This is a genomic window from Phenylobacterium sp. (genome assembly GCF_030697925.1).
GTDB lineage: Bacteria > Pseudomonadota > Alphaproteobacteria > Caulobacterales > Caulobacteraceae > Phenylobacterium.
The window spans coordinates 1-14,168 of the sequence record NZ_JAUYOJ010000009.1; the positions used below are offsets into that span (position 1 = coordinate 1).

The following is a 14,168-nucleotide window of genomic DNA, read 5'->3' on the forward strand; positions in this document are numbered from 1 at the left end:
CCGAAGCGCCGGCCTGCCCTTTTGTGCGCCGACGCCGAACACCTACGAGGACACCATGAAGACCCGCGCCGCCGTCGCCTTCGAGGCCAAGAAACCGCTCGAGATCGTCGAGGTGGACCTGGAGGGGCCCAAGGCCTTCGAAGTGCTGGTTGAGATCAAGGCGACGGGCATCTGCCACACCGACGCCTACACGCTGGACGGACTGGATTCAGAAGGCATCTTCCCGTCGATCCTAGGCCACGAGGGCGCCGGCGTGGTGCTGGAGGTGGGCCCGGGCGTCACCAGCTTGAAGCCGGGTGACCATGTGATCCCGCTCTACACGCCCGAGTGCCGCCAGTGCAAAAGCTGCCTGTCGCGCAAGACCAACCTGTGCACCGCGATCCGCGCCACCCAGGGCAAGGGCATGATGCCCGACGGCACCAGCCGGTTCTCCTACAAGGGCCAGCAGATCGCCCACTACATGGGCTGCTCGACCTTCGCCAACCATACGGTGCTGCCCGAGATCGCGCTCGCCAAGATCCGCGACGACGCCCCCTTCGACAAGGCCTGCTACATCGGCTGCGGGGTCACCACCGGGGTCGGCGCGGTGGTCAATACGGCGGGCGTCGAGCCAGGCGCCAATGTGGTGGTGTTCGGATTGGGCGGCATCGGGCTCAACGTCATCCAGGGCGCCCGGATGGTGGGCGCCAATATGATCGTGGGCGTCGACATCAATCCCGACCGTGAGGAATGGGGCCGCAAGTTCGGCATGACCCATTTCGTCAACCCGAAGACCCTGGACGGCGACGTGGTCGCCCACCTGGTGGCGCTGACCGACGGCGGCGCGGACTACACCTTCGACTGCACCGGCAACACCACGGTGATGCGCCAGGCCCTGGAAGCCTGCCATCGCGGCTGGGGCGAGAGCATCATCATCGGGGTGGCCGAGGCCGGCAAGGAAATCGCCACCCGGCCGTTCCAGCTGGTCACCGGCCGCGTCTGGAAGGGCACGGCCTTCGGTGGCGCGCGCGGTCGCACCGACGTGCCGAAGATCGTCGACTGGTACATGGACGGCAAGATCCAGATCGACCCGATGATCACCCACGTCATGCCGCTGGAGGACATCAACCGGGCCTTCGACCTGATGCACTCCGGCGAGAGCATCCGCAGCGTGGTGGTGTTCTGACCCCCCAATTCCCGAGACCGTAACGCCGGCGTAACGAGCTGGCGTTTTTCGGCATCAGATCATGCCTTTTTTGAATGATACCGGTGTCAAAGGTAAAAACGTCTGCTAATGATACCGGTGTCAGGCGCGTTGGAGCGAGTCTGGCGAGCGGGTCCCAGCCGCGCAGATGATGCAGCGGGGCCAGAGGAAACGGGAGGGAACCCATGCCGATGCTGTTCGGAAACACCACTTCGCGCACCCTGCGCTTGACCGGCGCCTCGGCGATCGCCATGGCCGCGGCGCTCGGCGCCTCACAGGTCCAGGCTCAGGACAAGGAGAGCACCGTCGATGAGATCGTGGTCACCGGCTTCCGCGCCAGCCTGGCCAGCGCCATCGCGGTCAAGAAGGCCGAGAACGACATCGTCGACGTCATCAACGCCGAGGACATCGCCGACTTCCCTGACCTGAACCTGGCCGAATCCCTGCAGCGGATCCCGGGCGTGGCCATCGACCGTGACGGCGGCGAGGGCCGCTCGATCACCGTGCGTGGGCTTTCCAGCGACTTCACCCGCGTGCGGGTCAATGGCCTCGAAGCCCTGGCCACCACGGGCGGCAAGGACGGGTCCGGCGGCGCCAATCGCGGCCGCGGCTTCGACTTCCAGATCTTCGCCTCCGAGCTTTTCAACCGCATCACGGTGCGCAAGTCGCAATCGGCCGAGACCGAGGAAGGCTCGCTGGGCGCGACGGTCGACCTGACGACGGCCAAGCCCTTCGACTATGACGGCTTCAACATGGCCGCCGCCGCCCAGTACGGCTACAACGACCTCTCCAAGGACTACGACCCGCGGGCGACGTTCCTGGTCAGCGACACCTGGCTGGACGGGCGCCTCGGCGCGCTATTCTCGCTGGCCTACGCCACCCGCAACACCCTGGAGGAGGGCTCCTCCACCGGGCGATGGGAGAACCCCAGCGTGCCGGCTAACTCCGCCGGCTGCTTCCAGACTCCAGGCCCATGCAATGTGCCGGTCGGGACCTATTCAGACGCCAATTCCTCCTGGCACCCGCGCATCCCGCGCTATGGCCGGCTGACCTATGACTGGGAGCGGATGGGCGCGACCCTCGCCGTGCAGTTCAAGCCGACCGATTCCACCACCATCACCCTCGATGGCCTGCTGGCCATCCTCGACGGCACGCGCCGCGAGAACTATCTCGAGGTGATCTCCTTCAGCCGCGGCGGCCAGGGCAATCCCCGGACCGACGTGCGCAATGCGGTGGTCGATTCGAAAGGCCACCTGACCTCGGCCACCTTCGACGATGTCGATGTTCGAACCGAGGATCGCTATGACGAGCTCTCGACCGAGTTCAACCAGGCTTCGCTGTCCATCGAGCATGAGTTCAACGACCGATTCCGCGCCACGCTGATCTACGGCCGCTCGAAGTCGATCCAGCGCAATCCGATCCAGACCACGATCTCGTTCGACCGGTACGACAGCGACAACTATTCCTACGACTATACCGACCAGAAGCTGCCGGTGTTCGACTACGGCTTCGATGTCACCGACCCGACGAACTGGACGTTCGGGACAACTCAGGCGCTCGGCGACGCGTCGCTGATCCGCATGCGGCCGAACAAGACGGTCAACACGCTGGAGAACGTCCGCGTCGACCTGGCGTTCGACTTCAACGAGTCGATCACCCTCAAGGGCGGCCTGCTGTTCAAGGACTACAATTTCGACACCAAGGAACAGCGCCGCTTCGTGACCGGTGGGATCACCGAGGGCGCGGTGCCGCTGCCGCCCGGCGTCACCATCGCCAGCCTCTCCAAACTGGTCACCGGCTTTGGCCGCAACCTCGACCTTCCTGCCGGCAATACGCCGACCTCGTGGCTGTCGCCGGACCTGGAGAAGGTGGCCGCGGCGCTCGGCATCAACTGCGACTGCATCAACCAGTTCGGTGACTTCCGGCTCTCGCCCAACAACCAGCGCGGCGCCAACCGCTCGGTGCGCGAGAAGGATCTGTCGCTCTACATCCAGGCCGACTTCAAAACCGAGATCGCCGGCGTGCCGGTGCGCGGCAATGTCGGCGTGCGCCAGGCCAAGACCGACCAGGTCTCGCGCGGGTTCGTCGGGAGCAACTTCGTCACCGTGGTCCGCGACTACGACGACACCTTGCCCTCCCTGAACCTGGTGCTGGAGCCGCGGGAGAACATCTTCGTCCGCTTCGGCGCGTCCAAGGTGATGTCGCGACCGCAACTTCCGAACCTGACGCCGGGCGGCTCGATCACCAACGCGGCCCAGACGTTGAGAATCGGCAACCCGATGCTGGAGCCGATCCGCGCCAACACCTACGATCTGTCGTTTGAGTGGTACCCAGATCCGGAGACCCAGTTCACCATCGGCCTGTTCCGCAAGGATCTGAAGAGCTACATCCAGTCAGCTTCCACGACGATCCCGTTCCGCGAGACCGGACTGCCGGCCAGCCTGCTGTCGAACAACAACACCCTGGATACGATCTTCACGGTCACCCAGCAGGTCAATACCGACGGCGGCAAGCTGGAAGGCTATGAGATCAGCCTGCAGCGCCCGTTCACCTTCCTGCCGGCGCCGTTCGATAAGTTCGGCGGCATCGTCAACTACACCCACGTGAAGTCCGACATCGAGTACATCACCAATGCGGCGACGGGTGCCTCGGTCGTCCAGCCGCTGGTGGGCCTGTCGCCCAAGTCCTGGAACACCACGCTCTACTACGAGGCCGACCGGCTGACCGGGCGGGTCTCGGCCTCGTATCGGGCCGGCTATCTCTCGACGGTGCCCGGCGGCAACGGCAACGACGTGCGCGGCAAGCACAAGACCCTGAATGTCGACGTGGCGGCGACCTACAAGCTGTCCGACCAGGTGACCTTCACCTTCGAGGGGATCAACCTGACCGACGAGTTCGACGACCGCTGGATCTCGTCGACGCGCGAGAGTTCGGAGGAATACGTGCACACCGGCCGCCAGTACTATGTCGGCGTCCGTTACAAGTTCTAGGAGAGCCTGAGATGTCGGCGGTCACGCGCCGGGGGGCGTTCGGAACCCTCGCGATCGGTGCGGCGACCGCCGCCCTCCCGGCGCTGGCCGCGCCGGTGCAACGACCCTGGGCTCAAGGGCCCGAGGGGCAGCGCAAGGCTGACCTCGGGAACAGGACCTATCTCAATCCGATCCTGGCCGGCGACCATCCCGATCCTTCAATCCTGAAGGACGGCGCCGACTACTACATGACCTTCTCGACCTTCGACGCCTATCCGGGCCTGGTCATCTGGCGCTCTCGCGACCTGGTGAACTGGACCCCGGTGACGGCGGCGTTGAAGACCAATATCGGCTCGGTCTGGGCCCCGGAGCTGATCAAGCACCAGGGGCGGTTCTACATCTATATCCCCGCCCGTTTCCCTGATCGGCGCTCGACCTATGTGATCACCGCCGATCGCATCGAGGGCCCTTGGAGCGAGCCGGTCGACCTCGACCTGCCCAAGCACATCGATCCCGGCCATGCGGTGGGCGAGGACGGCGCGCGCTACCTGTTCCTGTCCGGCGGCGACCGGGTTCGACTGAGCGATGACGGGCTCTCCACGGTCGGGGCGGTGGAGCACGTCTACGATCCCTGGCGCTATCCGGTCGAATGGGACGTGGAGGGCTTCGCGCCCGAGGGCCCCAAGGTGATGCGCCGGGGCGACTGGTTCTACATGATCACCGCCGTGGGCGGCACGGCGGGCCCGCCCACCGGGCACATGGTGATCGTCGCGCGATCGAGGTCGATCCACGGCCCCTGGGAGAACGATCCGAACAATCCGGTCGTGCGCACCCGCAGCGCCGACGAGAAATGGTGGTCGCGCGGCCACGCCACCCTGGTCGAGGGCCCGCGCGGCGACTGGTGGATGGTCTATCACGGCTATGAGAACGGCTTCTGGACCTTGGGCCGTCAGTGCCTGCTGGACCCGATCGAATGGACTGCCGACGGCTGGTTCCGGGCCAGGGGCGGCGACCTGTCGAAGCCCATCCGTATGCCAGGCGGCGAGCGCGTGGCGCATGGCATGGCGCTGTCGGACGACTTCTCCGCCGACCGGCTGGGGGTGCAGTGGAGCTTCCAGGCGCCTGGGCCGAACGAGACGGCGCGGGTGACCCGCCGGGACGGCGCCCTGGTTCTCGCGGCCAGCGGAACCTCTCCGCGGGACTCAGCGCCGCTGGTCTGCATCGCCGGCGACGTCGCCTACGAGGTTGAGGTGGAGATCGAGATCGCGCCAGGTGGGACCGCCGGGGTGGTCCTGCACTATGACCGCCAGCTCTACTGCGGCCTGGGTTTCGACGAGAAGGCCTTCGTCACCCACCAGTACGGGCAGGAGCGGGGACGGCCGGCCAATCCCCACGGACGGCGCATGTTCATCCGTATGCGGAACGACCGGCATATCGTCAGCTTCCACACTAGCCGCGACGGCCGGACCTGGAGCAAGTTCGACCGCCAGATGGAAGTCTCCGGTTACCACCACAATGTACGCGGCGGGTTCCTGGCCCTGCGGCCGGGGCTCTATTCCGCCGGGTCCGGCGAGGCCCGATTCCGCAACTTCACCTATCGAGCCCTGTGAGACGCCGGGAGCTTCTGGCCGTCGGCGCCGCGCTCGCCGCCACGCCGACCCTCGCCAAGGCGTCGACGCAGCTCGCCTTCCCCGGCGCCCTGGGCTGGGCCGCGGCGACGCCTGGTGGTCGCGGCGGGGCGATCCTCAAGGTGACGACCCTGGCGGCCGAGGGGCCGGGTTCGCTGGCCGAAGCGCTGGCCGCCAAAGGGCCCCGCATCGTGGTGTTCGAGGTGGGCGGGGTGATCGACCTGGGCGCCAAGAGCCTCAAGGTGCGCCAGCCGTTCCTGACTATCGCCGGCCAGACCGCCCCCGCGCCTGGGATCACCCTGATCCGCGGCGGCCTGACAATCGCCACCCACGACGTGGTTGTCCGTCACATCCGCGTCCGGCCGGGCGAGGCTGGGGCGGCCAAGCAGAGCGGCTGGGAGTGTGACGGGCTCGCGACCGACCGCGCCCATGACGTGATCGTCGACCACTGCTCGTTCTCCTGGGCGACGGACGAGGGGCTGTCAGCCTCCGGCCCGCGGTTCGAGGGGGCGACGCCGGACGACTGGCGGGCGGCGACCTCGCACCGGATCACCTTCTCGAACAACATCGTCGCCGAAGGGCTGTCGCACGCCACCCATTCAAAGGGCGAGCACTCCAAAGGCTCGCTGGTGCACGACAACGTCACCGGTGTGCTGATCGCGGGCAACCTCTACGCCCACAACCGCGAGCGCAATCCGCTGTTCAAGGGCGGGGCGCGCGGGGCGGTGATCAACAACCTGATCTACGATCCGGGCCGCAGGGCGGCGCATTTCAACCTGCACGCCAAGGAGTGGGGCGAGCAGCCCCACCAGGAGGCCCGCGTCACTCTGGTTGGCAATGTGCTGCGCGCCGGCCCTTCCACCGCCGACGGCGTGGCGGTGATGATCGTGGGCGGCCAGGGGCCGATCGGCCTGCACATGGCCGACAACCTGGCGTTCGGCCGCGACGGCGCGGCCCTGCCGCAGGTCACCAATTTCGGTGGCTCGACCGTTGTCCCGACGATTCTGGCGCGGCCGGGGGACTGGCCGGCGGGCCTCGCCGCCAGGCCTGCGCGGGGCGTGGAAGCGGCTGTCCTGCGCGAGGCCGGGGCTCGACCCTGGGATCGTGACGCCATCGACGCGCGCATCGTGGCCGAGGTCGCGGCCCGCACCGGCGCCGTCCGCGACAGCGAACAGGCGGTGGGCGGCTATCCGGCGCCGGCGCCGACGTGGCGGGCCTTCGATCCGTCCGCCTGGGACCTGGCGACCATGGAGCCGGTCAGGTCAGCCAGGCCCTGAGCTGACGGGCGACCTCGTCGGAGGTGAAATAGACCGTGTGATAGATGTCCTCCCCCGAGCCGACCGGCAGGACGGCGGCGTTGGCGAGGCGGGACTGGCGGGTCCCGAACTGGGTCATCGCCTTGGTGTGGACGACCAGGTCGTTGTCGCCCTGGAACAGGCGGTTGGTGATCCTGTCCAGCAGGGCCTGGGCGAGCTCCTTGGAGATGCCATTCTTCGGCTCGAAGCGCGGGACGAAATTCGAGGTGACCGCATGGTAGGTCGCCAGCCGGTCCAGGCCGCCGGCCGCGCCATTGAGCTTGCCGACCAGGGCGCCGTCCGGCTCCATGGCCGCCAGGCCCGGGACCCGGCGGTCGCTGATCGCCACCTCCGAGAAGCTCTGCAGGAAGCGGCCAAGCGTCTTGATCCCGAAATCCACCAGCGGATTGACCGCGACCCCGGCGCCGGAGGCGAAGGCCACGGCCCTCGCGCCCGCCAGGATGATGTTGGTGTAGAGGTCGACCATGGCCTCCCAGTTCTCAGGCTCGGCCAGGTTGGTGCCGCCGTTGGTGCAGCCGACGAACACGGCCTTGCCGAGCTTGATGTCCGGGCGTTCCTGGGCGAGCAGGGTCTCGGCCAGTTCGCGATAGACCAGGCCGCCGCGGCTATAGGCCACCGCGTCCAGGGCCGAATTCGGTGGCACGCCATGGGCGATCAGGGCGTCGAGGATCGCGCGCGCATTCTGTTCAGGCGTGTCGGCCAGGGTCTTGTGGTCGAAGCTCAGAACGGCGTCATAGGCGCCCCGCGCATGGGCCAGGAACGCCTGCCCGTCCGGCGATTTGGCGAGCTGGGTGAAGCTGCCGGCGGTGGACGAGAAGGTCCCGTGGACCATCAGCAGGATTTTGGCGGGCTTGGCCTTGGCGAGCGGCGGGATCGCGTGGCCCGGGATCCAGGTGTCGGGGCCGCCAGCCATGCCGATCAGGCCGGTGGCCATGTCGCCCTCGATCTTCTTGACCGCCACGTCGATGATCTTGCCGGCGGCGAACTTCAAGACATAGGCGCGGACCGGATCGACCATCTTGTCGACCAGCCAGTTGAAGATCGGGCCGCGCCGCAGGTCCGACAGGCCGAAGCCCAGGGCGCCGTCCTGGCGGGGACGGGCGAGGGTGAAGGTCAGGGTGCGCGCGCCGTCCGCGGAAAGGGCGACGCCGGGCTGGCGATCCGGATAGCCCCAGGCGAAAACCCCGCCCTGGCCCTCCAGCAGCACGACGGCGCTTTCCCCCGCCGCCACGTCGGCCTTGATCTTCGGCGACTCCGCCGAGGCCGCCAGGCCCACCCCGGCGCCCGGCTTGCCGCGCAGGTCCATCTCGGCGGCGACTTCGAAGCCGGCCAGCGCCAGGGCTCCGGTGAGGGCCTGGCGCTCCGGTTCGACGGCCGCGGCCAGGGCCGCGTCGGCGGCGACCCTCCGGACCTGGATTCGCTCAGCCGTCTCTACGACCACGCCACCGCCTAGGTCGACCTGCGCCATGACCCGCCCTCCGCCTGTTGCGGGCGCCATCATCCACCTGTCGCGTCCGGCTGTTAAGCTGGAATTCGCAATCCAGCCGCGCGATGGTTAATCCGGCACGGTCCGGTTGACTTTGAGTGAGACCAGGCGGCAAGTTTGGGCTTCAGCTTGGGGGCTTGCGCGATGAGCAGTGAGCTTGGCGTCAGGACGGACTATCCGATCCCCGCGTCGCGGCGGTTCCGAGTCTACGCCTTCGACCCCCTGGCCTCGACCTCGCTCGACACCGCCCTGGTCAATGACGCCGTCATCAGCCTGCCCTGGGAGGAGCCCTGGGAGGAGCCGCTCGGCAAGGGTCCCAGCGGCGAGTATCTGGAGGTGGTCGACTACGACCCGTCGAGCGGCCTGTTCTACGAGCCCCTCGACCCCACCGCCTCCATCCTGCTGGCCCAGGATGGCCTGCCGCCCTCAGAGAGCCGCCCGCAGTTCCATCAGCAGATGGTCTATGCGGTGGCCATGAAGACCATCCGCCATTTCGAGCGGGCCCTGGGCCGCAAGGTCTTGTGGTCGCGCAGACGGGGCGAGCCAAATGACGGCTTCGTACGCAAGCTGCGCATCCACCCCCACGCCCTGCGCGAGCGCAACGCTTACTACAGCCCCGACAAGAAGGCCCTGCTGTTCGGCTACTTCAAGGCCTCGCAGACCGCCGCGGGCCTGCCGGACGGCTGGGTGTTCACCTGCCTTTCGCACGACATCATCGCCCACGAGACCACTCACGCCATCCTGGATGGCGTGCATCGCCGGTTCATCGAGCCGACCAGCCTGGACACCCTGGCCTTCCACGAGGCTTTCGCCGACATCGTGGCCCTGCTTCAGCACTTCACCATGACCGAGGCGGTGGAACAGCAGCTGGCCCAGGTCCGCGGTCGCCTGCGCACCCGCAACCTGCTGACCGGCCTGGCCCATCAGTTCGGCGACGCCACCGGCCGCATGGGCGCCCTGCGTGAGGCCATCGTCATCGAGGGGACCGGCGACGGAACGGGAGACAAGCCGCCGAAGCGCTACGCTGACTCCGAGGAGCCCCACGAGCGCGGCTCGTTCCTGGTGGCGGCGATCTTCGACGCCTTCGTCACCATATTCGAACGGCGCACCGCCGACCTGATGCGGCTGGCCCAGACCACGGCGCTGGGCGAGGAGCTGCATCCGGACATGGTCAAGCGGCTGGCCGCTGAGGCGATGAAGGCCGCCGATCACCTGCTGCGCGTTTGCGTACGGGCGCTGGACTATGTGCCGCCCATCGACATCCGGTTCGGCGAGTTCCTGCGGGCCATGATCACCGCCGACGCCGACCTGATCCCCGACGACCGGCTGCACTACCGCCTGGCCATCGCCGAGGCGTTCCGCCGGCGGGGCATCTTTCCAAAGGGCTGCCTGTCGATGGCGCCCGACAGCCTGCTGTGGGAGACCCCGGACGCCTGGGACGCGAGCCTGGCCGGGATCTATTTCGGCGACCTGGTTCCGGACCTCGATCTCCAGACCCTCTACAGCCGCGAAGCGATCTGGGACCAGGCCCAGAAGAACCAGGTCGCCGTCTGGCGGTGGCTGACCCATACCGACGACATGACGCCGGAATGGGAGCGGATGCTGGGAATCCGCCTCGGCCCCGACGCGCCGATGACCATTGAGCGATCAGCCAAGACCGGCGCCCCGAAGGTCGAGGTCCACTCCGTGCGCATCGCCCGCCGGGCCGGCCCCGACGGCCAGGACATCCGCCAGTTGGTCGTGGAGATCACCCAGACTCGGCGCGGCTTCTTCGATCCCGAGGCCCAGGCCAGGGCCGATCGCGGCGAGGGCGATCCGAAGGCGCTCGACTTCATCTATCGGGGCGGCGCCACCCTGCTGGTCGACCTGCGCGCCAGCCTGATCCGCTATGACTCGGTGATGAAGCTCAGCGAGGGCAAGATCCGCTACGCCGTCCGCAAGCGGATTGACGACGATCGGCGGCTGCAGGCGCAACGCGACTATCTGCGCGGCGGGGCCGATCGCGACCTTGGCTTCGTCTATTTCGGGGAACGGGACGGACACGAGCCCTTCGCCATGCTGCATCGGGGCTAGGGGCATGGCCAAGACCACCACCACCGTCCGGATGTACAAGGGCCTGCTGGGCGACTGCTTCCTGATCCGCCTGAAGTCCGGCCAGTCGGTGAGCCATATCCTGATCGATTGCGGGATCCTGCAGAACATCCCGGGCGACAAGGCCAAGATGCAGGCGGTGGCCGCCGACGTCGTGGCGGCGACGGGCGGTCGGCTGGACCTCCTGGTCGTAACCCATGAACACCACGACCACATCTCGGGCTTCGCCCATGCCAGGGCTGTGTTCCTGGAGGGCGGACTGAAGATCGACAATCTTTGGATGGCCTGGACCGAGAAGGAAGGCGATCCGCAGGCCGACGCCCTGAACCTCAAGTTCAACAAGGCCAAGCAGGCGGTCGCCATGGCGGTCGACCGCGCAAGCGCCTTGGCGGCGGCGGGCGTCCCGGGGGCCGACGATATCGTGGGCGGGCTGGAGGCTTTCATCGGGCCGGTGGACCCGCCGGGCGGCGTGCTGGGGGCGGCCGAGCGGCTGACCGGCAAGGTGGTGATGCGCAAGCTGAAGGAGGTGACGCGCGCGGGCGGCGGAAAGGTGGAGTTCCTCGAGCCGGGCGACGTCAAGGGCACGCCGGGGGCCGCCAGCCTGAAGGCCTATGTCCTGGGTCCGCCGCGCACCGAGAAGCGCCTCTATCACGACCTCCCGTCCCACCACCCGGGCAAGGAGAAGGAGACCTATCTCGATCGCTTCAGCGCCGCGGATCAACTCCTGAGCGCGGCGGAGGGCGCGTGGGAGGACGGCGAGCCCGAGCGGCCCTTCGCGCCCCGCCATGGCCTGACGCCCGAACGGGTCCAGGCCGGGTCCCGGCCGGGACACGAAATGGAGGAGATCGAACAGGACGTCGACTGGCTGAAGACGGCCTACTACGCCGCGCCCGACTGGCGGCGGGTGGACGCCGAATGGCTGGGCATGGCTGGCGCCCTGGCGCTGAAGCTCGATTCCGACACCAACAACACCAGCCTGGTCCTGGCCTTCGAGGCCCCCGGTGGAGAGGTGCTGTTGTTCGCCGCCGACGCCCAGGTGGGCAATTGGCTCTCGTGGCACGACCAGACCTACGGTCCGGCCGCCACCGCCGCTGCCGACCTGTTGTCGCGCACGGTGTTCTACAAGGTTGGCCACCATTGCAGCCACAACGCCACCCTGCGCAAGGACGGCCTGGAGCTGATGGCGAGCCCCGATCTCGTCGCCATGATCCCGGTGGTGGAGAGCGTCGCGCGGGAGCAGGGGACCAAGGGCTGGAACATGCCCTTCCCGCCGTTGCTGGAGCGCCTGCTGGAGAAGACCAAGGGCCGCGTCCTGCGCGGCGACCAGCCAACCGACAAGGCGGCGTTCAAGAAGTCGCGGGTGCGGACCGGTCCCGGCGACCTCTGGGTGGAATACGACGCCCTGGTCTGAGGCGCCTCAGCCGTCCTTCGCCACCAGCCGCGCCAGGATCGAGCCCTCGGTGACCTGGTCACCGACCGAGACCGAGAGCGACTCGACCTCGCCGTCATAGGGGGCGGTCAGCGCGTGCTCCATCTTCATGGCCTCGAGGGTCAGCAGGGGCTGGCCGCGCAGGACCTTGTCGCCGACCGCGACGCTGACGGCCACCACCTTGCCCGGCATAGGCGCGCGGACCCCGCCGTCGCCGGCCGCATGGGCGGCGTCGGCCACCGGCGGGCGCCGCGTCAGGACGAAGGCCTCGCCGGCGTCGAACACCACCACCTCGCCGTCGTCGGTGAGTAGGACGTTGTCGGTCAGCTCCTCCACCGAGAGCGAGCCGTCGAGGCCGTGGCCGTCCAGATAGAGCCGCACGGTGTCGCACGGCGCGGCGTTGGCCCGGAAGCCGATCAATTCATGCCAGGGGGAGGCGGGCTCGTTGGTCAGCCGGTCCTCGCCCATGATCACCGCCGTGGCCGCCGCGGCCAGGGCGGCTTGCGAGGGCGCGGGTTGCGCGGCGAGCGCCTCCAGCCGGGCCTCGATGAAGCCGGTGTCGACGTCGCCCTCGATGAAGTCGGGGTGGTCCAAGCAACGGGCCAGGAAGCCGGCGTTGGTCTTGACCGGCCAGACCTCCACCTCGCTGCAGGCCTGGGCCAGCAGGTCGGATGCCCCCTCGCGGGTGGTGGCGTGGGCGATCAGCTTGGCGATCATCGGATCGTAGAAGGGCGAGACCTCGCCGCCTTCCTCGACGCCGGTGTCCACGCGGATCAGGTCGTCGGGCAGGTGGAAATGCTCGAGCGTTCCGATGGACGGCAGGAAGCCGCCGGCCGGGTTCTCGGCATAGAGCCGCGCTTCCACCGCGTGGCCGGTGAGCTTGATCTGGTCCTGGGTGAGGGGCAGGGGCTCGCCCGAGGCGACGCGGATCTGCCATTCCACCAGGTCGACCCCGGTGACGGCCTCGGTGACCGGATGCTCCACCTGCAGGCGGGTGTTCATCTCCATGAACCAGATGCGGTCGGGCTTGAGGCCCTCGCTGGCGTCGGCGATGAACTCCACCGTGCCGGCGCCCACATAGCCGACGGCCTGGGCGGCCCTGACCGCGGCCGAGGTGACGGCGGCGCGGGCCGCGTCGCTCATGCCGGGAGCCGGCGCCTCCTCGATGACCTTCTGGTGGCGGCGCTGCAGCGAGCAGTCGCGCTCAAAGAGGTGGACGACGTTTCCGTGGGCGTCGCCGAACACCTGGACCTCGATGTGCCGGGGCCGCGTGACATAGGTCTCCAGCAGCACCCGGTCGTCGCCGAACGAGGCGGAAGCCTCGCGCTTGCACGAGGTCAGGGCCGTGGCGAAGTCCTGGGCCTTCTCGACCTTGCGCATGCCCTTGCCGCCGCCGCCGGCCACGGCCTTGATCAGCACCGGATAGCCGATGCGGTCGGCCTCGGATTTCAGATGCGCCTCGTCCTGGTTCTCGCCGAGATAGCCCGGGGTGACCGGCACGCCGGCGGCGTCCATAAGTGACTTGGCGGCGTCCTTCAGGCCCATGGCGCGGATCGCCGAGGGCGGCGGGCCGATCCAGATCAGGCCCGCGGCGGCCACCGCCTCGGCGAATTCGGCGTTCTCGGAGAGGAAGCCGTAGCCGGGGTGGATGGCCTCGGCCCCGGTGGCCTTGGCCGCGGCGATGATCTTCTCGCCCACCAGATAGCTTTCGCGCGCGGCGGCCGGGCCGATCAGCACGGCCTGGTCGGCCTCGCGCATGTGGGGCGCGTCGGCGTCGGGCTCGGAATAGACCGCCACGGTGGCGATCCCCATCTCGCGGGCGGTGCGGAAGATGCGGCGGGCGATCTCGCCCCGGTTGGCGACCAGTATGCTCTTGATCATGGTCACATCCGGAAGACGCCGAACCGGGTTTCCGGAATCGGCGCGTTGAGGGCGGCGGAGATGGAGAGGCCGAGCACGTCGCGGGTCTGGGCGGGATCGATGATCCCGTCGTCCCACAGGCGGCCGGTGGCGAAGTAGGGGTCGCCTTCGGTCTCGTACTTGTCGCGGACCGGGGCCTTGAACGC

At 68.2% G+C, this 14,168-nt stretch carries 8 protein-coding genes and 1 pseudogene; 6 read left to right on the forward strand and 3 right to left on the reverse strand.

Annotated features, from left to right (window positions below; translation table 11 throughout):
• Positions 1 to 55: 55 nt before the first annotated feature.
• From Q8Q88_RS01310 to Q8Q88_RS01325, 4 genes are all read left to right on the forward strand, one after another.
• Positions 56 to 1,165 (forward strand): S-(hydroxymethyl)glutathione dehydrogenase/class III alcohol dehydrogenase, encoded by a 1,110-nt coding sequence (locus Q8Q88_RS01310; RefSeq protein ID WP_305673402.1) that lies wholly within the window; start codon positions 56 to 58, stop codon positions 1,163 to 1,165.
• Positions 1,166 to 1,368: 203 nt separating this feature from the next.
• A complete protein-coding gene (locus Q8Q88_RS01315) occupies positions 1,369 to 4,173 on the forward strand; it encodes a TonB-dependent receptor (protein WP_305673395.1) in 2,805 nt (934 codons plus the stop codon).
• Positions 4,174 to 4,184: 11 nt separating this feature from the next.
• Positions 4,185 to 5,762: a family 43 glycosylhydrolase gene (locus tag Q8Q88_RS01320; protein ID WP_305673396.1), complete on the forward strand. Its 1,578-nt coding sequence runs from the start codon at positions 4,185 to 4,187 to the stop codon at positions 5,760 to 5,762.
• Entirely contained in the window at positions 5,759 to 7,057 is a 1,299-nt protein-coding gene (locus Q8Q88_RS01325) for a polysaccharide lyase family 1 protein (protein WP_305673397.1), read from the forward strand. Before Q8Q88_RS01320 ends, Q8Q88_RS01325 begins: the two co-directional genes overlap by 4 nt.
• Here Q8Q88_RS01325 and Q8Q88_RS01330 read toward each other — a convergent pair.
• Positions 7,038 to 8,564 carry a hypothetical protein gene (locus Q8Q88_RS01330; RefSeq protein ID WP_305673398.1) on the reverse strand — a complete coding sequence of 509 codons (1,527 nt, stop codon included), beginning with the start codon at positions 8,562 to 8,564 and terminating at the stop codon, positions 7,038 to 7,040. The two genes, Q8Q88_RS01325 and Q8Q88_RS01330, sit on opposite strands and share 20 nt — an antisense overlap.
• Before the next feature lie 162 nt (positions 8,565 to 8,726).
• Here Q8Q88_RS01330 and Q8Q88_RS01335 point away from each other — a divergent pair, with 162 nt between their 5' ends.
• Positions 8,727 to 10,655 carry a hypothetical protein gene (locus tag Q8Q88_RS01335; RefSeq protein ID WP_305673399.1) on the forward strand — a complete coding sequence of 643 codons (1,929 nt, stop codon included), beginning with the start codon at positions 8,727 to 8,729 and terminating at the stop codon, positions 10,653 to 10,655.
• A 4-nt stretch (positions 10,656 to 10,659) separates the two neighbouring features.
• Positions 10,660 to 12,084 carry an MBL fold metallo-hydrolase gene (locus Q8Q88_RS01340; RefSeq protein ID WP_305673400.1) on the forward strand — a complete coding sequence of 475 codons (1,425 nt, stop codon included), beginning with the start codon at positions 10,660 to 10,662 and terminating at the stop codon, positions 12,082 to 12,084.
• A gap of 6 nt (positions 12,085 to 12,090) precedes the next feature.
• On the opposite strand, the gene Q8Q88_RS01345 is transcribed toward Q8Q88_RS01340, so the two are convergent.
• Positions 12,091 to 13,983 carry a biotin carboxylase N-terminal domain-containing protein gene (locus tag Q8Q88_RS01345; RefSeq protein WP_305673401.1) on the reverse strand — a complete coding sequence of 631 codons (1,893 nt, stop codon included), beginning with the start codon at positions 13,981 to 13,983 and terminating at the stop codon, positions 12,091 to 12,093.
• A 2-nt stretch (positions 13,984 to 13,985) separates the two neighbouring features.
• Positions 13,986 to 14,168 (reverse strand): annotated as a pseudogene (locus tag Q8Q88_RS01350) (methylcrotonoyl-CoA carboxylase); the annotation flags it as partial.

Excerpts from the sequence above, each read along its gene's own strand:
- Q8Q88_RS01320 (WP_305673396.1), top strand. The coding sequence starts at position 4,185 with ATGTCGGCGGTCACGCGCCGGGGGGCGTTCGGAACCCTCGCGATCGGT.
- Q8Q88_RS01315 (WP_305673395.1), top strand. The coding sequence starts at position 1,369 with ATGCCGATGCTGTTCGGAAACACCACTTCGCGCACCCTGCGCTTGACC.
- Q8Q88_RS01345 (WP_305673401.1), bottom strand. The coding sequence starts at position 13,983 with ATGATCAAGAGCATACTGGTCGCCAACCGGGGCGAGATCGCCCGCCGC.
- Q8Q88_RS01330 (WP_305673398.1), bottom strand. The coding sequence starts at position 8,564 with ATGGCGCAGGTCGACCTAGGCGGTGGCGTGGTCGTAGAGACGGCTGAG.
- Q8Q88_RS01340 (WP_305673400.1), top strand. The coding sequence starts at position 10,660 with ATGGCCAAGACCACCACCACCGTCCGGATGTACAAGGGCCTGCTGGGC.
- Q8Q88_RS01335 (WP_305673399.1), top strand. The coding sequence starts at position 8,727 with ATGAGCAGTGAGCTTGGCGTCAGGACGGACTATCCGATCCCCGCGTCG.
- Q8Q88_RS01310 (WP_305673402.1), top strand. The coding sequence starts at position 56 with ATGAAGACCCGCGCCGCCGTCGCCTTCGAGGCCAAGAAACCGCTCGAG.